Source organism: Actinocorallia libanotica, assembly GCF_039525175.1.
GTDB classification, from domain to species: Bacteria; Actinomycetota; Actinomycetes; order Streptosporangiales; family Streptosporangiaceae; genus Actinocorallia; species Actinocorallia libanotica.
The window spans coordinates 421319-438426 of the sequence record NZ_BAAAHH010000002.1; the positions used below are offsets into that span (position 1 = coordinate 421319).

A 17108-nucleotide genomic window follows, 5' to 3' on the forward strand; every position below is an offset into this window, starting at 1 on the left:
CGCATGCCCGCCTACTGTGAAGGTATGAACCAAGCACACCCGCACGCCTCCCACCACGGCCACCACGGCCACCACCAGGAGCACGACGACGCCGGCCAGGCGGAGATCCTCGACCTGGACGCCGAGATCCTCGCCGAGCACACGGCCTCCATCACCGGGTGGCTGCCGCTGAAGACCGACCCGCGTCAGATCGTGGACCTGGGATGCGGCACGGGCGCGGGCACCTTCGCCCTCCTCGACCGCTTCCCCGACGCGCACGTCATCGCCGTCGACGCATCCGTCGGGCACCTCCAGCGCCTGCGCGAGAAGGCACGCGCCCTCGGCTTGGAGGAGCGCGTGCGCACCGTGCAGGCCGACCTCGACGACACCGCCTGGCCCGACCTCGGCTCACCCGACCTGGTGTGGGCGTCGGCCTCGATGCACCACATGGCCGACCCCGAACACACCCTGCGCGCCGTCCACGGCGTACTCGCGCCCGGCGGCCTGTTCTGCGTCGTCGAACTGGCCGGCTTCCCCCGCTTCCTCCCCGAGAACGCCCCCGAGGACCGCCCCGGCCTGGAAGAACGCCTCCACGCCGTGACCGACCGCCTCCACGCCGAGCACATGCCCCACCGCGGCGCCGACTGGGGCCCGATGCTGACCGCCGCAGGCTTCACCATCGAGGCCGAACGCACCATCACCGTGAACATCGAGGGCTCCCACAACGAAGCGATCGGCCGCTACGCCCTCAACAGCCTGCAGCGCATCCGCGGTGCCGCCGCCCCCGAACTCTCCCCCGAAGACCTCGCCGCCCTCGACCGCCTCCTCGACACCGGCGGCCCGCACAACATCGCGCACCGCGACGACCTGACCGTACGCACCGTATGGGCCACCCGCCGCCCCTGACCCCCGAACACCGCGTCGAACGGGATGCGGCCCCTAACGCCGGTTTTCCCTCCTCAGAGCCGCAACTCCGTCCAGATCGAATCCTTGCCCGCCGCCTTCGTCAAGATTTTCAGGACGACTGTCACAGGCGACGGTTACCGTGTGCCACGAACCGTTCACCATCCGGACGGTGCTCATCTGGTCCAAGAGCTGAGATGGGCGTGGGTTCGACACCCGGAGGCACCTGATGGCAAACCGGCAAGGAACCGATGCGCTCGGGCCGCAGAAGTCGTTCGTGATCGAGATGCGGGCTCGAAGGGAGACCGCCGGGCTCTCGCGTTACAAGCTCGCCGAGCGCCTGGGGTGCTCGCCCCAATGGCCGGGGAAGGTCGAGACCTTCGAGAAGCTTCCGTCCGAAGGCCTGGCTGACGACCTCGACACCTTCTTCGCCACAGGGGGCACCTTTCGGCGACTGTGGGAACAGATGGTGGAGGCCCGGCGGCTCGGACTCATCTCGAACGGGTTCAGGCCTCTGGTGGAAGCCGAGAAGGAGGCCAAGAGAATCGTCATCTACGATCCGTTGCTGGTCACCGGGCTCGTGCAGACGGAAGCGTTCGCCACCCATATGTTCAGCGTCGGGGCCCGCCCGGACAAGGCGGCTGAACTGCTGGCGATCCGGATGGAGCGGCAGGAGATCCTCGGGAAGGCGGAGTCTCCCTGGCTCTTCATCCTCAGCCATGAGCGGGTGATCCGCGGCATCCCGGATGAGTTCCGGGAGGAGCAGTGCAAACGCATGCTCGACTTGATGGGCGATCCCAAAGTCTGCATACAGCTCATCCCCGAGGGCGCTCCGGTCTATCACCCCGGAGGTTGCCAGCTGCTCGGCTTCGACGACGGGACGAACGTCGCCTACATCGACGTGATCAGGTCTGCTGCACTATCGGCGGCAGAGTCCGAGTGGCTCATCCGATCGATCATGGAGGGTAAGTGATCGTGACCGACCTTTCGACGATGTCCTGGCGGAAGAGCACATACAGCGACTCGGAAGGCGGAGCCTGCGTCGAGCTCGCGGGCGTCGCAACAACCGTTGCGGTGCGTGACTCCAAGAATCCCGAGTGGGCGGCTCTGCTGTTCGGGCGTGCTGCATTCGGGGCGTTGGTCCAAGTCCTGAAGGCGAAGACCGTGCTGTAGGAATGCAGTGGCGTCGCGGTACGTCAGGCGGTTCTTGAGCCGAGGCGGTTATGCGATCGCGTCGAGGGCGAGGGGAATCGTTGTCACTCCGTCGGACGCCAGGAAGTGCCCGGCTCCTGGGACGATCAGTGCTGAGGTTCCGAGCAGGTCGGCAAGACGGTCCGTGTGGTCCGCGGGGACGTAGGGGTCCTCGTCCGAGCGGATGATCGTGAGGTGGTCGATGCGGTCGCTCAGTCCTGCCACGTCCAGGCCGTCGCCGATGTAGGAGTCCAGGAGCGGGAGCGCCGGGAGCCTGTCGACGAAGCCGGAGACGAGGACGAGGTTGCCGAGACGCCACGGTTCCGGCAGTGAGAGAAGGTGTCGCAGGACCGTGATGCAGCCGAGGCTGTGGGCGACGACGATCGCATCCTGGTCCGGTGTTCCCACGACGGCTTCCACCGTTGCGGTCCATTGATCCGGGTCCGGTGCTTCAGAGTTCGGCAGAGCGGGGACCGTGGTCGGGATGCGGGCGCCTTCGAGTTGTTCGGCGAGCCATCCGAACCAATGGTCATCGGGTGTGGCGCCGTAGCCGTGGAAGATCGAGGCCCGCCGTCCGGTTGCAGTGGAGGTCATGCGCTGGACGATAAGGGTTCACGCCAACGTGAAGGTCAAGCCGCGGGAGGACGAGTGCTGATCGGCGAACTCGCCGAACGGACCGGTGCCAGTGCGCGAGCCCTGCGCCACTACGAGGATCGCGGCCTGTTGGTCCCCGCACGTGACGTCAACGGCTACCGGGTCTATGCGGAGTCCGACATCCTGCGCGTGGCCCAGATCAAGGCGATGATCGCCGCCGGCCTGGGAACCGACACCATACGCCGGTACATCGACTGCGCGCGGACCGGCGACCAAGGCGTTTCACTGGAGATGTGCCCGGACCTTCGCGCCGAACTGGACGCCCTGGCCACGCGCCTCGACGCACAGCAGAACGCCATCCGAAAGACCAGGGAGCGTCTTTGCGTGCTCACCTCCGATCACTGACGAACGTTGACGCCCTTCCGGTTACAACAGCTGCTCGGTCGGCGCACCCCCGCATCGGTCTTGAGCCTCATCGACCACCGGCTCGACCGGATCTTCTCCGTCCGCTGAGGAGCGGTGGAGGACGCGCGGCGTTCGTCTCCTCCTTTTGACGGGTGTGGTTCGTGCCGGACCTTGCGAGGATCCGGGAGAAGGCCGCATATCGGGATGGGGAGGCGATGATGGGCGCGGGTTCCAAGGCGGTGGTCTGGGGCGGTGTCACCTTCGTGATCGGGCTGACCCTCTGGTCGTTCGCCGGTGATGTCGAGACGCCGGTGGTCACGTTGACCAAGGTCGGAGTCGTGCTGATGGTCGTGGGCGGGTTGGAAGCCGCGTATGGGCTCTACCGGGGTGCCGTCGGCGGGAAGTAGACGGGGATCCTCGGCTCGGGGGGCGCGGTGGTCGGGCTCGGAAGTGTCGGGCTGGCCGGATGGTGTCGGTTCGGGGCGGCGAGGAGCATGAAGGGCATGACGACGACCACGATGCGGTTCGGACGGCCACCGACGCGGGTGCGCGGTGTCCGGCGGGTGCTGCACGAATCCGCTTACGCGCTCACCTCCTTTCTGATCTCGCTGGCCGCTTTCGTGGTGGTGGTGTCGGTGCTCGTGGCCGGGGCGGGGCTGTCCGTGCTGGGGATCGGGCTCGCGCTGATGGCGTTGGCGGTGCTGATGTCGCGCGGGTTCGCGGTGGCGGAGCGGGTGCGGCTGCGGGGGATGCTGGGCAAGGACGCGCCTGGGCCGCGTTATCTGCGGGCGCGGGAGGACGACGGGGTCGTGCGGCGGGTCCTCACGCCGCTGCGGGATCCGCAGAGCTGGCTGGACGTCGTGTGGTCGGTGGTGGGCCTGTTCACCGGCACGGTCGCGGCCACGCTGGTGGTGGCGTGGTGGGCGGCCGTCGGGGGCGGGCTGACCTACTGGTACTGGGAGCGTTTCCTGCCCATGAACGAGGGCGATGACACCCTGGCGTCGCTCATCGGGCTCGGTGAGGGGCGCGAGCCGGAGATCATGCTCAACACCGGGTTCGGGATCTTCGCGCTGGTGACCCTGCCCTGGGTGATCAGGGCGGCCGCGCTGACGCACGCCGGGCCGGCCAGGGCGCTGCTGTGCGGGCGGGCGGAGCTCCAGGGGCGGGTCGACCGGGCCGAGGGGTCGCGGGACGCGGCGCGGGTCGCGGAGTCGGCGTCGTTGCGGCGGCTGGAGCGCGATATCCACGACGGGCCGCAGCAGCGGCTGGTGCGGCTCGCGATGGACCTCGGCCGGGCGCGCCGTCAGGTCCACCGGGATCCGGAGCGGGCCGGGCAGCTCATCGAGGACGCTCGCCGCCAGGCCACGGAGACGGTCGCCGAGCTGCGGTCGCTCTCGCGCGGGATCGCGCCGCCGCTGCTGGTGGACCGCGGGCTGGTCGCCGCGGTGGAGGAGATGGCGCAGGGCTGCCCGGTGCCCGCGACGGTCAGGGCGGACGTGCCGGGCGAGCTTCCGCCGCACGTGGAGACGGCCGCCTACTTCGTGGTCGCCGAGGCGCTCACCAACGTCGCCAAGCACAGCGGGGCCGGGCAGGCCGAAGTCCATGTCAGCATGTCGGGCATGGGGCTTGTGGTGGAGGTGTCCGACGACGGTGTCGGCGGCGCGCACGAGGGCAAGGGGCTCGGCCTGGCCGGGCTGGCGCGGCGGATCGAGGCGGTCGAGGGGGAGCTGACGGTCTCCTCGCCGATCGGCGGCCCGACCCTGGTGAGGGCGTGCGTCCCGGTGGACCGGCGCTGATGCGCGTAGTGGTCGCCGACGACTCGGCGCTGCTGCGGGAGGGCCTGCAACTGCTGCTGGGCGAGGCCGGGCACGAGGTGGTCTCGGCGGTCCGCGACGGGCCCTCGTACGTCGAGGCGATGCTGCGGGAACGTCCGGACGTCGGGATCGTCGACGTCCGGATGCCGCCCAGCCACACCGACGAAGGGCTGCGGGCCGCGCTGGAGGTGCGCAGGACGTGGCAGGAGGCGCGGGTGATGGTGCTCTCGCAGTACGTCGTCATCCCCTACGCCGAGGACCTCTTCGCCGGTGACCCGAGCGGCACCGGCTACCTGCTCAAGGACCGCGTCAGCGAGATCGACGACTTCCTCGACGCGCTCGACACCGTGGCCGACGGCGGGACGGTGCTCGACCCGGCCGTCGTGCGCGGCCTGATGGACCGGCGGCGCGACCCGCTCGCCGCGCTGACGCCCCGCGAACGCGAGGTGCTCACGCTGATGGCGGAGGGCCGCTCCAACACCTCGATCGCCGAAGCGCTGGTGGTCACCGTCGGCGCCGTCGAGAAGCACACCCAGCGCATCTTCGCCAAGCTCGGCCTCTCCCCCGACGACGACGCCCGGCACCGCCGCGTCGCCGCCGTGGTCCGCCTCCTCCGCTCGTCCGGGTGAAGGCCCCGGTCCACGGACGGAGGCCGTCGGCGGCACCGGCGCGGCGCCGCCGGTCCGCCGGGTGCCCCTCGCGCGAGGGCGGGTTCAGGAGCGGTCCGAGCGCTGGGGAGCCAGGTACGCCCGGTGCCAGACGAGTTCCAGCGGTCCCCGGCTGAACCTCCGCAGCCACAGCGACGACAGGATCGTGAGCGTGGTGACGATCCCGGCCCAGGCGAGGACCGGCCACCACGGGCGCGCCCAGTCGAGCCGGGCGGCGAGCCCCAGCCCCCAGCCGTAGCAGAGCGCGGAGGCCGCCAGGTTCTGGAACACGTAGCCGGACAGGGCGGTCCGGCCGACCGCCGTCATGCCGCGGCGGAAGAGGCCGGGCACGCCGGTGGCGCGGTGCACCAGGGTGGTGACCAGGCCGAGGAGGCCGACGGCCACCAGCGGCGGCAGCAGGTACCGGTCCACCATGAACCAGGCGGGGCCCGCGAAGGCGGTCACCAGGTTCAGGGGGGCGCCGACGCCCAGCCCGACGAGCATCAGCCGGTTGCGGAGGCGGGTGCCGCGCTCGCCGTCCTCGAACGCCCCGGCCTGAAGCAGGCGGGAGCCGAGGAGGAAGAGCACGACGCCCATCGGGATCACGAGGAACGTCTCGAAGCGGAACAGGAGGAACCGGCTCAGCCGCAGCTCGACCTGGTCGAGGTAGCCGCCCGCGGCGTAGACGTCGGGGTGCCCGAGCGCGCCGCCGCCGGAGGCGTTCGCCGTGAGCAGGGCGAAGGTGATCAGGACGACCAGCGCCAGGTGCACCGCGCCCATCCCCGCCATCCACCGGCGTACGCTGCGTTCGCCGCGGCCGACCAGGTAGGCGACGATCAGCGCGATGAACGCGTAGCCGACCAGGACGTCGAACTCGAAGACGAGGACGAAGTGCAGCGCCCCCTCGACGAACAGCAGGGCGGTCCGCCACAGGTACCAGCCGGGCCAGCGCTTCCCCTTCCGCAGAGCGGACCGGTACTGGAGCTCCAGGCCCACGCCGAACAGGAGGGTGAGCAGCGCCAGGAACTTGCCGTTCGTGAGGTAGCGGAGGAGGAGCTCCAGGGCGGATCCGGTGTCGGGCGCGGCGGAGAAGATGCTCGGCGGCCCCATCGGGTGGGTGAAGAGCCAGATGTTCGTGCCGAGCGTGCCGATGATCGCGATGCCCCGGAGGACGTCCAGCACATCGATGCGCCGGTCCGTGCCCGACGCTGCCGACGGAGCCGCCTTCGCAGGCGGGAGAACCGTGCCTTGTTCCATGACGGGAGTCTCATCGGAGGCGGCCCGCCGCGTCTTCGGCGATCGGTAGGGGAGCCCGCCATCACTTCGGAGGACGGCCGGCCGGATCCGCCTCCCGCGGCTCCGACTTTCGGATGAGATGCCCTCTGAACAGGGAGAACGGGCGGGGGAACCGACGACTGCCGTGGTTTCATCATCATGTGTCCGTTACCGGTGTCCTGCGGGGTCGGAGCCTCGCGCGGAAAGACGTCCTGCCCGCGGCGGGGCTGTTCGTCCTGGGCGTCGTGTTCCTTTCGGCCGGCTGGGATCCTTTCGCCTGGGGCAAGGAGCCGCCCTGGCCGGTCCCCCTCCCGTGGCGGCTGGTCGTGCTCGCGGGCGCCTGCGCCGCCGTCCTGGTCCGCAGGACCAGGCCGCTGCCCGCGCTCGGCGTCGGCGTGCTATTCGGCGCGCTCGACCTGCTGGCGGGCTTCAGCGTCGCCATGCTGCTGGCGCTGTGGGAACTGCTCCACAGCGCGGTCCTCCACGCCTCCAAGAGGGCGAGCCGCCTGCTCGCGCGCACCGTCATGGCGCTGACGGTCGCCATCGCGGTGGTCCTCTTCGCCACGGCGCAGGACCTGCAGGTCGTCGTCCTGCTGGTCCTGCTGATGCTGGACCTCGTCCTCGTCCCGGTGTGGTGGGGCGTGACGGTGCGCCAGGAGCGCGAGACCGCCGAGACGGAGCGGCTGCGGGCCGAGCAGCAGGCCAGGATCGCCGAGCTCGACCGCCGTTCGGCCGTCGCGGAGGAGCGGGCGCGGATGGCGCGGGACCTGCACGACGTGATCGCCGGGCATCTGTCGGCCATCGCCCTCCAGTCCGGCGCGGTGGATCCGAGGCGGGACGAGCGGGAGATCGTCGACGACGTGCTGCGCGCCATCCGGCAGAACAGCGTCGAGGCACTGCGGGAGATGCGCGCCATGATCGAACTGCTGCGCAGCCAGGATCCGCAGGACCGGCGGATCCCCGACACGGCGCCGCCCCGGCTGGCGGAGCTGGACCTCCTGCTGGACTCGGCGCGGGCCGCCGGACTGGAGGTCGCCGTCGAAGGGGGCGCGGCGCCGCCGGCCGGGCTGCCCGCCTCCGTGGACCTCACCGCCTACCGGATCGTGCAGGAGGCGCTGACCAACGCGATCAAGCACGCGGCCGGGGCGCGTTCGTGGGTCAGGGTGTTCCCCGAGGGCGGCGACCTGCACGTGGAGGTCGTCAACGAGCTGACGCGGGGCGGGGAGCCCGTCCTGCCCGGCGCGGGAGCCGGGCTGCTCAACATGCGCGAGCGGGCCGCGGCGATCAGGGGAACGGTGACGGCGCGACGGGACGGCGACCGCTGGCGGGTCCACGCGGTGCTCCCCGTGGCGGGAGAGAGGGAGCGGAATGAGCGTTAGGGTGCTGGTCGCGGACGACCACGCGGCGGTGCGGCAGGGGCTGGTGCTCGTCCTGAACCGGGCCGAGGACATCGAGGTCGTGGGCGAGGCCGCGGACGGCGACGGCGCGGTGCGGATGGCCCGGAGCCTGCGGCCCGACGTGGTGCTGATGGACGTCCGCATGCCGGGCGGCGGCATCGAGGCCACCCGGGTCCTGGTCCGGGAGGGCGTCTGCCAGGTCCTGATCCTCACGACCTTCGATCTCGACGAGTACGTCTACAGCGCGCTGCAGGCCGGGGCCGCGGGCTTCCTGATCAAGTCCGTCGAGGCCCCGCGGCTGGTGGAGGCGGTGCGCCTGGTGGCGCGCGGCGAGGGCGTGCTGTCCCCGGAGGTGACCCGCCGGGTGATCTCCCGGTTCGTCGCGCCCGCCCCCGCCCCGGCCCGGCCCCCGGGCCTGGACGAGCTCACCGACCGCGAGCGCGACGTCCTCGTCCGCCTGGGCGAGGGCCTGTCCAACCAGCAGATCGCGCGCCGCCTCAACATCGGCGAGACGACCGTGAAGTCGCATGTCTCCCACATCCTGACCAAGCTGGACCTGCGCTCCCGCGTGCAGGCCGCGATCCTCGCGCGGGAGCAGGGCCTCGGCGGCCGCCCGGCGGGATGAGACCCGGAAAAAGGGGGTGCCCAGGGTTATCGACAAGGCGTCGATACGATGCCGACATGATGTCGATAAAAATCCCGTCCCAGGGACGGTGCCCGTGTTCCTGGCACTGAAGGAACTGAAGTTCGCCCGCGCCCGGTTCGGGCTCATGGGCGCCGTGGTGGCGCTGATCGCCGTGCTCATGGTGCTGCTTTCCGGACTGTCGGTGGGGCTGGTCAACGACGGAGTGTCCGGGCTGCAGCGGCTCCCCGCGACGTCCTTCGCCTTCGAGAAGGGCGTGCAGCACGCGTCGGCCTTCTCGCGCAGCGTCGTGGACACCGCCGCGGTCCGGGCCTGGGCCGAGCGGGACGGGGTGGAGGACGCCGCGCCGTTCGGGAACGTCCTGGTCAACGGCCGCAGCGGCGACGGCGTCGAGATCGACCTGGCGCTGTTCGGCGTGGAGCCCGGCTCCTACCTCTCGCCCGCGGTCGCCCAGGGCGCGCGGCTGAGCGGCGACGCCCCCGCCGGGATCGTCGTCAGCAAGACGGCCGTCGACGACGGGATCAAGATCGGTGACACGATCAAGATCGCCCGGATCGGCACCGAGCTGAAGGTCGTCGGGACGCTCCCCGACCAGCACACCTACGGCCACGTGGACGTCGCCTACGTGCCGCTGCGCACCTGGCAGGAGGTGCACGTCGGAGCGGGACCGGGCGACGAGGTGCCCGAGCGCGCCTACCGGGAGATCACCGCGGTCGCAGTGAAGGGTGATTCCGCCGACCTCGCGGCGGGCGACCGGGCGGCGGGCACCGAGAGCCTCGCCCTGGCCGACTCCTTCGACGCCTCCCCCGGCTACAGCGCCGAGACGGCGACGCTCCAGCTCATCGAGGTGTTCCTCTACGCCATCTCCGCGCTGGTCGTCGGCGCGTTCTTCACCGTCCTGACGATCCAGCGCAAGCAGGAGATCGCCGTGATGCGCGCGATGGGCGCGCCCACGGGCTACCTGCTGCGCGACGCCCTCGCCCAGGCGCTCATCCTCCTGGCCCTGGCGGTGGGCGTCGGCGTGGCCGTCGGCGTCGGGCTCGGCAGCCTGATCGGCGGCACCGCGCCGTTCGCGCTGGAGGCCGGCGCCGTCGCGACGGCCGCCGCGCTGCTCGTCCTCCTCGGCGTGGCGGGCGCGCTCGGCGCGGTGCTGCGCATCACCGCCGTGGATCCCCTGACCGCCCTGGGAGGCAGCCGATGAAACCGGCCGAGACCGTGTCCGAGGCACGTTCCGAGAAGAGCACATCGGGGCTGGTCATGCGGGACGTGAACCTGCAGATCGGCGACGGCGAAGACATCGTCAACGCGCTGAGCGACGTGTCGCTCGTCGTGAAGCCGGGGGAGTTCGTCGCCATCGTCGGTCCGTCCGGCGCCGGAAAGTCCAGCCTCCTGGCCGTCGCGGGCGGCCTCACGACGCCCACATCCGGCACCGTGCTGGTCGCCGGCCGCGACATGACGGTCGCCGGCAATCGGGAGCGTACGGCGCTGCGCAGGGAGGCCATCGGGTTCGTCTTCCAGTCCGGCAACCTGATCCCGGCGCTGACGGCCGAGGACCAGCTGCGCCTGCCCGTGAAGTTCGGCGGGAAGAAGGGGCGCGATCCGCTGGAGCTGCTCGCCGAGGTCGGGCTGGCCGAGAAGGCGAAGCGGCGCCCGCACCAGCTCTCCGGCGGCGAGCGCCAGCGGGTGGGCATCGCCCGCGCGCTGATGACCGGCCCGAGCCTGCTCCTGGTGGACGAGCCGACCGCCGCGCTCGACCGGCAGCGCAGCCGCGAGATCGTCGAACTGCTCGCCCGCGAGACCAGGGAACATGGAGTGGCCACCATCATGGTGACGCACGACCATGACGTGCTGGGCCACTGCGACACCGTCCACGAGATGGTCGACGGAAGGCTCTCGCGCATCGACTAGGCAGGAGTGGGGAGATCCCGTGCCGAAGATTCAGGCGGCCACCGTCGCGGAGCACCGCGCCATGCAGCGCAAGGCCATCCTGGACGCGGCACGGGGCATCCTCGCCGAGGGCGGAAGCGAGCCGCCGAGCCTGGCCGCGGTCGCCAAGCGCACCGGCCTGGCCCGCTCCAGCATCTACCAGTACTTCGGCTCCAAGGACGACCTGCTGGAAGCCGTCATCATCGAGATGTTCCCCCGGTGGGCGGCCTACGTCGAGGCGCGCGTCGATGAGGCGTCCGCCCCGGCGGACCGCGCCCTGGCCTACGTGGACGCCAACCTCCACCTGGTGGCCTCCGGCGAGCACGCCATCGCCCGCGGGCTGGCCGCCTTCGCCCGCAGGGAGTTCCTGGCCGAGTCCAGCAAGGTCCTGCACGACCGGTTGCGCACCCCCCTGGACGAGGCGCTCGTCGCCCTGGGCTGCGACGACCCCGCGGAGATGGGTGAGCTGATCCAGGCCGTCATCCAGCGCGCGTCCCTGATGCTGGAGAGCGGCGCCCTCGCCGAGGAGAAGGCACGCGCCCTCGCCCGCGAACTCCTGGAGCCCTACCTCCGCGGCTCCTCCTGATCGGCCCGGCTCGCCACCCTGCGGTGGACGTGGCGGGAGACGAGGAGCCGGACGGGGATCAGCAGGAGCCAGGTGAGCTCGGCGGCCCCGGCGGAGACCAGGTAGGCGACGGGAACGGACGCGAAGGCGATCAGCCCCGAGAGGCCGGGCCGCAGCAGATGGGCGCGCACCAGCGCCGGATGCAGGCCGGGCCGCCGCAGGTCGGGCCTGCGGCCGATGAAGAGCATCAGCCCCATGTTGATGACGTCGGCGCACCCCACGACGGTCGCGTAGAACGCGGGTGCCAGCGGGTCGTCGTAGTAGTTGCCCAGCAGCGACGTGGGGAACGGGATCAGGGCGATCAGCGCCAGGAAGAGCAGGTTCAGCAGGAGCAGCCCGGGGGAGACGGCCCGCGCCAGCGAGAGGATCTGGTGGTGGCGCACCCAGAAGACGCCGACCACCGCGAAGCTGAGCAGGTAGGTCAGCATGGACGGGATGTTGTGGTACAGGTCCGCGCGGAACTGCTCGGGAGTGAGGTCGTCGGGCGTGCTCAGGTCGAGGACCAGCAGGGTCGCGGCGATGGCGAAGACCCCGTCGGAGAAGGCGTTGAGCCGCTCCACCCCCAGCTTGGGGAGCAGCGGGCTGCCGGATCGCATGGGTCGAATCTTGCGCGGCGTGCCGCGCGCACCTGCGGGGAAGCGCTGGAGTTCCCCGGTTCCTTGCCGGGAGATGACCTGGACCGTAATCTGGACACGTGTCTAAAACAATCGTTTGGTACACGACGGCGGACTCCCCCGGCGAGGTGCGGTGATGATCGGTTTCGTCGGCCTGGGCCAGATGGGCGCCCCGATGGCCGGTCACCTGGCGGAACACGGCGTGATCGTCTACGACGTGCGCCCGGAGGCCGTACAGGAGCTGGTGGACAAGGGCGCCAGGGGCGCCCGCAGGCTGGAGGACGTCGCCGAGGCGGACGTCGTCGGGCTGATGGTCCGCGACGACGCCCAGGTGCGGGAGGTCTGCGCCGTCCTCCTGCCGCTGCTCTCCCCCGGGTCGGTCATCGCGATCCACTCCACGGTCCGCGCCCAGACCGCCGTCGAGCTGGCGGCCGAGGCCGAGCCGTACGGGGTGGAGGTCGTCGACGCGCCCGTCAGCGGCAGCTTCATGGGAGCCCACCAGGGCGATCTCGCCGTCATGGTCGGCGGCTCCAAGGAGGCATTCGCCCGCTGCCAGGAGGCCTTCGCCCCCTGGTCGGGGCTGACCGTGCACATGGGGCCGGTCGGCGCGGGCACCCACGCCAAGCTCGCCCGCAACCTGCTGCACTTCGTCGCCTTCACCGCCGCGGGCGAGGCGCAGCGCCTGGCCGAGGCGGCCGGCGTCTCCCTGCGCAGGCTGGCCCGGGTGGTGCGGCACAGCGACGGGATCACCGGCGGGCCCGGCTCGATCATGCTCCGGTCCGAGACCGGCCCCCTGGCCGCCGACGACCCCCTGCACGACGTCTTCACGCACGTCCTGGCCCTGGGCGACAAGGACCTGGCCCTGGCCCGGGAGCTCGCCGGCGAGCTGGGCGTGGCGACCCCCCTGGCCGAACTCGCCGCCGAACTGCTGCCCGAATCCCTGGGGGTGCCCCGTGACTGACGCGACCGGACGGCGTGAGCTGGGCCTGCGCAAGATGACCGAGGTCTACGGCTTCGACGTCACCGACAGCCCCGGCGACGAGTTCTTCGGCTACACCGTCGACCACCTCTTCGCCGAGATCTGGACCCGCGAGGGCCTGACCATGCGCGAGCGCAGGTTGCTGCTCATCGGCCTGCTGGCCGGACAGGGCCTCAACGACGTGCTGGACCTCCAGCTCCCCGCCGCCCTGGACAACGGCGAGCTCGACGCCGCCGAGCTGCGGGAGATCGTCATCTTCCTCACGCACTACGTCGGCTGGCCGATGGGTGCCAAGCTGAACGGGCAGGTGGAGGGCCTGATCGCCCGCAGGGAGAAGGCGGCGCGGCGGGACGGAACGGCCTAGCCGCCGGGCGAAGGCGGGTATGCTGAGCAGCTGTTGTGGAGAACCTGGCATAAACCTGGTTCTCCCGACGTTAGTCCAGTGTTCACCCATTTCACGGTGTGCCGGTCCTCGGCCGCCGGGCTCGTCCTTGCAGCGACCCTCCTCATTCACGTGCCGCCGGCACAGGGGGCCTCCCGAGACGTGCCCCCCTCTCGGAAGGCTGTACGTGTCAGACGTATCCCCTGCCCTGCCCACCCCCGCCACGGAAGAAGAGACCCTGCCCTCCTTCGCCGAGCTCGGCCTGCCCAGCGCGCTGGTGGACTCCCTCGCGCGCGGCGGGATCACCCACCCCTTCCCCATCCAGGCCGCCTCGATCCCCGACGCGCTCGCCGGACGGGACATCCTGGGCCGCGGTAAGACCGGCTCCGGCAAGACCCTCGGCTTCGGCCTCCCCCTGCTCACCCTGCTCGCCCACCAGCAGGCCCGGCCGAAGAAGCCGCTCGGCCTGATCCTGGTGCCGACCCGCGAGCTGGCCCAGCAGGTGCAGACCGTCATCGAGCCGCTCGGCCGCGCCGTCGGCCTGCGGATGAAGACGGTCATCGGCCAGACCTCGATGCCCCGCCAGATCGACGCGCTGCGCCGCGGCGTCGAGATCCTGGTGGCCACCCCCGGCCGCCTCAAGGACCTCATGCGCCAGGGCGCCTGCGACCTGTCGGACGTGCGCATCGCGGTGCTGGACGAGGCCGACCACATGGCCGACATGGGCTTCCTGCCCGACGTCACCGACATCCTGAACGAGGTCCGGCCCGGCGGGCAGCGGATGCTGTTCTCGGCCACCCTCGACCGCGAGGTCGACGTCCTGGTCAACAAGTACCTCAACGACCCGGTCACCCACGCGCTCAGCGAGATCGACGACACGGTCGACACGATGGAGCACCACCTTCTCCTGGTCCCGCCGAAGGAGAAGAACACCATCACCGCCGAGATCGCCAACCGTGAGGGCCGGACGATCCTGTTCGCCCGCACCAAGCACGGCGTCGACCGGATCGCCAAGCAGCTCACGTCGGTCGGCGTGCGCGCGGCGGGCCTGCACGGCGGCAAGTCGCAGAACCTGCGCACCCGCACGCTGGCCGAGTTCCGCGAGGGCCGCATCAGCGTGCTGGTCGCCACGGACGTCGCCGCGCGCGGCATCCACGTGGACGACGTCACCCTGGTGCTGCACGTCGACCCGCCGGCCGACCACAAGGACTACATGCACCGCGCCGGCCGCACCGCGCGGGCGGGGGAGAAGGGCACCGTCGTCACGATGGTGCTCTCCCACCAGGTGCGGGCGACCACGTCGATGATGCGCCGCGCCGGCATCCAGGCCGAGCGGCTCAAGGTCACCTCGATGGACCCGGCGCTGATCGCGCTGACCGGAGCCCGCGAGCCCTCCGGCGAGCCCATCCCCGAGCCGATCATCCCCGAGCAGGAGAAGCGCCCGCGTCGCCAGGGCGGCGGCTTCGGCCGCGGCCCGCGCCGCGGCGGCGGCGGTCCGCGCCGGTTCCGCGACGGCGAGGGCGGCGGCTCCTCCGAGGGCGGGCGCCGTCCCTACCGCGGCGGTCGCGAGGGCGGCTACCAGGGCAACCGCGAAGGCGGTTACCAGGGCGGCAACCGTGAGGGCGGCTACCAGGGCGGCCGCGAAGGCGGCGGTTACCAGGGCGGCAACCGCGAAGGCGGTTACCAGGGCAACCGTGAGAGCGGCGGCTACCAGGGCAACCGCGAAGGCGGCTACCAGGGTGGTCGTGACGGCGGCCGCGACGGCGAGCGCGGCGGGCGTCCGTACCGGGAGCGCAACGACCGCGAGGGCGGCGGCAACCGCGCCCACCGCGGCGGCGCGGGCCGGCACGGCGGCGGGAACTCCTCGGGCGGCGAGCGCCCGTACCGCCAGCGCCGTTCGACGACCGCCTGAGTCGCGGGCGCCGCTGACCGGCGCCGCGACCTGAGCTCCACCGACCAACGCGACAGGCCGGGCCCGAAGACGGGTCCGGCCTGTAGCATTTCTTGCTTCTAGGGCTTTCTCGTCTTTTATGGCGACAGAGTTCTCAACTCCGATGGCCGTGACGGCCGCGAGGAATGCGGGGAGCCGTGCGTTGGGGTAGGCGGCTGGCGATCGGTGTCGCCGGGCTGATGGGGCTGATGCTGATCTCGGGGGGATCGGCGAGCGACGCCCACCGGATCGAGTGGACCTGGGCGCAGAAGAAGCACGCACAGGCGGCGGAGAAACCGGATGAACCGCTGCTTCCGCCACTGCCGACCCTGCCGCCGAGCTTCGAGCGGCCGAAGACCGACTGCCGCAAGCTCAAGTGCGTCGCGCTGACCTTCGACGACGGGCCGGGACCCGACACCGAGCGGCTGCTGGACATGCTCGCCGCCGCCAAGGCGAAGGCGACGTTCTTCGTCATCGGCCTGAACGCCGCGCAGTACCCCGACGTCCTTCTGCGCGAGGCCGAAGAGGGCCACGAGGTCGGCAACCACACCCAGAAGCACCTGCAGCTCACCGCGGAATCCGACAAGTCCGTCGAACGTGAGCTGGACGGGACGAGCCGCATCGTCAGGAGCGTGCTCGGCTTCCCCCCGAACCTCTTCCGGCCGCCCTACGGCGCCACCGACAAGCGGGTCGAGCAGCACGCCCGCAAGGACGGCATGGCGGTGGTCCTGTGGAGCGTGGACACCGACGACTGGCGCAACAAGAACAGCGCCCTCGTCGCCCGCCGCGCCATCAAGGGGCTGCGCGAGGGCTCGATCATCCTCATGCACGACATCCACCCCACGACCGTGGACGCCGTTCCGCGCATCCTCAAGGCGGCCAAGCGCAAGGGGCTGACCCTGGCGTCCGTCTCGGACGTCCTGGCGGCCTCGGAAGGTGAGAAGAAGCCCAAGCCCGGCAAGAAGTACCTGGGGCGCTGAGTCAGCCCGCCTGCTCGCGCTTGGCGGCGTCCTCCCCGCGGATGCGGTCCTGGAGCTCCTGGAGGCCGCGCAGACCGTCCAGGGACAGCAGGGCGAGCTCCTCGGCGGTGGCGGTCGGCCGGTTCTTCATCGGCGGCAGCCAGCCGTCCTCGGCGTCGTAGCGGCGGACGATCTTCGCCGGCACGCCCGCGATGACGCAGTTGTCGGGGAACTCGCCGCGGACCACCGCGCCGCCGGCCACCGCCACGTTCTTACCCAGCCTCGTCCCCGGCAGGATGATCGACCCGGTCCCCAGCCAGCAGCCGTCGCCGATCTCGACGGCGCTGTTCTCCGGCCACTGCCGGCCGATGGGCGCGTCGATCTGCGCGTACGTATGGTTCTGGTCGGTGATGTAGACGTAGGGACCGGTGAACACGTCGTCGCCGATGACGATCGACTGGTGGCCGACGATGTGGCTGCCCCGGCCGATGGAGCAGCTCCCGCCGATCCGGACGATGACGTCGGGTCCCAGGTCCAGCCCGGGGACGAAGCCCGCGGAGATGGACACGTGGGTGCCGACCAGGGTGTGCGCGCCCACCGAGATCCAGGGCTCGCCGAAGATGGCGCCCTGCGGGAAGGCGATGCACGCGCCTTCGCCCAGATGGTGGAAGCGCTTGCCCCCGGGGGAGGCGGGGCTGATCTCGCCCAGCCTGCGGATCAGTGCGTAGGCCCGGTGCACGGCTTCTCCGGCCAGTCGGCGCGCGCCATCCTTGAACATGGGGTAAAGGTACATGTACCTAAAAAATGGGCTACCCGCCGGTAGGGCGGGTAGCCCGGTCAGCGCA

Annotated in this window: 20 protein-coding genes; 16 read left to right on the top strand and 4 right to left on the bottom strand. The window is 71.2% G+C overall.

Annotated features, from left to right (window positions below; all coding sequences use genetic code 11):
- Positions 1 to 24 precede the first annotated feature (24 nt).
- The 3 genes from ABD140_RS05095 to ABD140_RS05105 all read left to right on the top strand — a co-directional run bounded on the left by ABD140_RS05095 (position 25) and on the right by ABD140_RS05105 (position 2055).
- Positions 25 to 885, top strand: a complete 861-nt coding sequence (locus ABD140_RS05095) for a class I SAM-dependent methyltransferase (RefSeq protein ID WP_344237201.1) — start codon at positions 25 to 27, stop codon at positions 883 to 885.
- 226 nt (positions 886 to 1111) lie between these two features.
- A complete protein-coding gene (locus tag ABD140_RS05100; protein WP_344237203.1) occupies positions 1112 to 1855 on the top strand; it encodes a helix-turn-helix domain-containing protein in 744 nt (247 codons plus the stop codon).
- Positions 1852 to 2055: a DUF397 domain-containing protein gene (locus tag ABD140_RS05105; RefSeq protein WP_344237205.1), complete on the top strand. Its 204-nt coding sequence runs from the start codon at positions 1852 to 1854 to the stop codon at positions 2053 to 2055. Before ABD140_RS05100 ends, ABD140_RS05105 begins: the two co-directional genes overlap by 4 nt.
- Positions 2056 to 2103: 48 nt before the next feature.
- Here the strand turns inward: ABD140_RS05105 and ABD140_RS05110 are convergent, their stop codons facing one another.
- Positions 2104 to 2667, bottom strand: coding sequence for an RBBP9/YdeN family alpha/beta hydrolase (locus ABD140_RS05110; protein WP_344237207.1), 564 nt, complete (start codon positions 2665 to 2667; stop codon positions 2104 to 2106).
- 54 nt (positions 2668 to 2721) lie between these two features.
- On the opposite strand from ABD140_RS05110, the gene ABD140_RS05115 reads away from it, so the two are divergent.
- The 4 genes from ABD140_RS05115 (at position 2722) to ABD140_RS05130 (ending at position 5515) form a co-directional block, all read left to right on the top strand.
- Complete coding sequence (locus ABD140_RS05115; RefSeq protein ID WP_344237209.1) at positions 2722 to 3072, top strand: MerR family transcriptional regulator; 351 nt, start codon at positions 2722 to 2724, stop codon at positions 3070 to 3072.
- 152 nt (positions 3073 to 3224) lie between these two features.
- Complete coding sequence (locus tag ABD140_RS05120; protein ID WP_344237211.1) at positions 3225 to 3479, top strand: DUF5708 family protein; 255 nt, start codon at positions 3225 to 3227, stop codon at positions 3477 to 3479.
- 96 nt (positions 3480 to 3575) lie between these two features.
- Positions 3576 to 4868 (top strand): sensor histidine kinase, encoded by a 1293-nt coding sequence (locus ABD140_RS05125; RefSeq protein WP_344237213.1) that lies wholly within the window; start codon positions 3576 to 3578, stop codon positions 4866 to 4868.
- Entirely contained in the window at positions 4868 to 5515 is a 648-nt protein-coding gene (locus tag ABD140_RS05130; protein ID WP_344237215.1) for a response regulator, read from the top strand. The genes ABD140_RS05125 and ABD140_RS05130 overlap by 1 nt, the downstream gene beginning before the upstream one ends.
- An 84-nt stretch (positions 5516 to 5599) precedes the next feature.
- Here ABD140_RS05130 and ABD140_RS05135 read toward each other — a convergent pair whose 3' ends face one another.
- A complete protein-coding gene (locus tag ABD140_RS05135) occupies positions 5600 to 6790 on the bottom strand; it encodes a DUF418 domain-containing protein (RefSeq protein WP_344237217.1) in 1191 nt (396 codons plus the stop codon).
- Positions 6791 to 6969: 179 nt separating this feature from the next.
- Here ABD140_RS05135 and ABD140_RS05140 point away from each other — a divergent pair, with 179 nt between their 5' ends.
- The 5 genes from ABD140_RS05140 to ABD140_RS05160 all read left to right on the top strand — a co-directional run bounded on the left by ABD140_RS05140 (position 6970) and on the right by ABD140_RS05160 (position 11360).
- A complete protein-coding gene (locus ABD140_RS05140) occupies positions 6970 to 8187 on the top strand; it encodes a sensor histidine kinase (protein ID WP_344237219.1) in 1218 nt (405 codons plus the stop codon).
- Positions 8177 to 8830 (top strand): response regulator, encoded by a 654-nt coding sequence (locus tag ABD140_RS05145; protein WP_344237221.1) that lies wholly within the window; start codon positions 8177 to 8179, stop codon positions 8828 to 8830. The genes ABD140_RS05140 and ABD140_RS05145 overlap by 11 nt, the downstream gene beginning before the upstream one ends.
- Before the next feature lie 94 nt (positions 8831 to 8924).
- On the top strand, positions 8925 to 10049 hold the full coding sequence (locus ABD140_RS05150; RefSeq protein WP_344237223.1) for an FtsX-like permease family protein: 1125 nt from the start codon (positions 8925 to 8927) through the stop codon (positions 10047 to 10049).
- Positions 10046 to 10756 (top strand): ABC transporter ATP-binding protein, encoded by a 711-nt coding sequence (locus tag ABD140_RS05155; RefSeq protein WP_344237225.1) that lies wholly within the window; start codon positions 10046 to 10048, stop codon positions 10754 to 10756. The genes ABD140_RS05150 and ABD140_RS05155 overlap by 4 nt, the downstream gene beginning before the upstream one ends.
- Before the next feature lie 19 nt (positions 10757 to 10775).
- Positions 10776 to 11360, top strand: a complete 585-nt coding sequence (locus tag ABD140_RS05160; protein ID WP_344237227.1) for a TetR/AcrR family transcriptional regulator — start codon at positions 10776 to 10778, stop codon at positions 11358 to 11360.
- Here the strand turns inward: ABD140_RS05160 and ABD140_RS05165 are convergent.
- Entirely contained in the window at positions 11339 to 11995 is a 657-nt protein-coding gene (locus tag ABD140_RS05165; RefSeq protein ID WP_344237229.1) for a TMEM175 family protein, read from the bottom strand. The two genes, ABD140_RS05160 and ABD140_RS05165, sit on opposite strands and share 22 nt — an antisense overlap.
- 154 nt (positions 11996 to 12149) lie before the next feature.
- Here ABD140_RS05165 and ABD140_RS05170 point away from each other — a divergent pair, with 154 nt between their 5' ends.
- The 4 genes from ABD140_RS05170 (at position 12150) to ABD140_RS05185 (ending at position 16284) form a co-directional block, all read left to right on the top strand.
- Entirely contained in the window at positions 12150 to 12974 is an 825-nt protein-coding gene (locus ABD140_RS05170) for an NAD(P)-dependent oxidoreductase (protein ID WP_344237231.1), read from the top strand.
- Positions 12967 to 13356 carry a carboxymuconolactone decarboxylase family protein gene (locus ABD140_RS05175; protein WP_344237233.1) on the top strand — a complete coding sequence of 130 codons (390 nt, stop codon included), beginning with the start codon at positions 12967 to 12969 and terminating at the stop codon, positions 13354 to 13356. The genes ABD140_RS05170 and ABD140_RS05175 overlap by 8 nt, the downstream gene beginning before the upstream one ends.
- A gap of 205 nt (positions 13357 to 13561) precedes the next feature.
- Positions 13562 to 15286 (top strand): DEAD/DEAH box helicase, encoded by a 1725-nt coding sequence (locus tag ABD140_RS05180; protein WP_344237235.1) that lies wholly within the window; start codon positions 13562 to 13564, stop codon positions 15284 to 15286.
- A 176-nt stretch (positions 15287 to 15462) separates the two neighbouring features.
- Entirely contained in the window at positions 15463 to 16284 is an 822-nt protein-coding gene (locus tag ABD140_RS05185; protein ID WP_344237237.1) for a polysaccharide deacetylase family protein, read from the top strand.
- 1 nt (position 16285) lies between these two features.
- On the opposite strand, the gene ABD140_RS05190 is transcribed toward ABD140_RS05185, so the two are convergent.
- The gene (locus ABD140_RS05190; RefSeq protein ID WP_344237239.1) at positions 16286 to 17041 is read right to left on the bottom strand and encodes an acyltransferase; all 756 of its coding nucleotides are present in this window, start codon (positions 17039 to 17041) and stop codon (positions 16286 to 16288) included.
- Between the last annotated feature and the right edge of the window lie 67 nt (positions 17042 to 17108).

Excerpts from the sequence above, each read along its gene's own strand:
- ABD140_RS05095 (WP_344237201.1), top strand. The coding sequence starts at position 25 with ATGAACCAAGCACACCCGCACGCCTCCCACCACGGCCACCACGGCCAC.
- ABD140_RS05100 (WP_344237203.1), top strand. The coding sequence starts at position 1,112 with ATGGCAAACCGGCAAGGAACCGATGCGCTCGGGCCGCAGAAGTCGTTC.
- ABD140_RS05135 (WP_344237217.1), bottom strand. The coding sequence starts at position 6,790 with ATGGAACAAGGCACGGTTCTCCCGCCTGCGAAGGCGGCTCCGTCGGCA.
- ABD140_RS05145 (WP_344237221.1), top strand. The coding sequence starts at position 8,177 with ATGAGCGTTAGGGTGCTGGTCGCGGACGACCACGCGGCGGTGCGGCAG.
- ABD140_RS05170 (WP_344237231.1), top strand. The coding sequence starts at position 12,150 with ATGATCGGTTTCGTCGGCCTGGGCCAGATGGGCGCCCCGATGGCCGGT.
- ABD140_RS05165 (WP_344237229.1), bottom strand. The coding sequence starts at position 11,995 with ATGCGATCCGGCAGCCCGCTGCTCCCCAAGCTGGGGGTGGAGCGGCTC.
- ABD140_RS05155 (WP_344237225.1), top strand. The coding sequence starts at position 10,046 with ATGAAACCGGCCGAGACCGTGTCCGAGGCACGTTCCGAGAAGAGCACA.
- ABD140_RS05190 (WP_344237239.1), bottom strand. The coding sequence starts at position 17,041 with ATGTTCAAGGATGGCGCGCGCCGACTGGCCGGAGAAGCCGTGCACCGG.
- ABD140_RS05125 (WP_344237213.1), top strand. The coding sequence starts at position 3,576 with ATGACGACGACCACGATGCGGTTCGGACGGCCACCGACGCGGGTGCGC.
- ABD140_RS05130 (WP_344237215.1), top strand. The coding sequence starts at position 4,868 with ATGCGCGTAGTGGTCGCCGACGACTCGGCGCTGCTGCGGGAGGGCCTG.
- ABD140_RS05110 (WP_344237207.1), bottom strand. The coding sequence starts at position 2,667 with ATGACCTCCACTGCAACCGGACGGCGGGCCTCGATCTTCCACGGCTAC.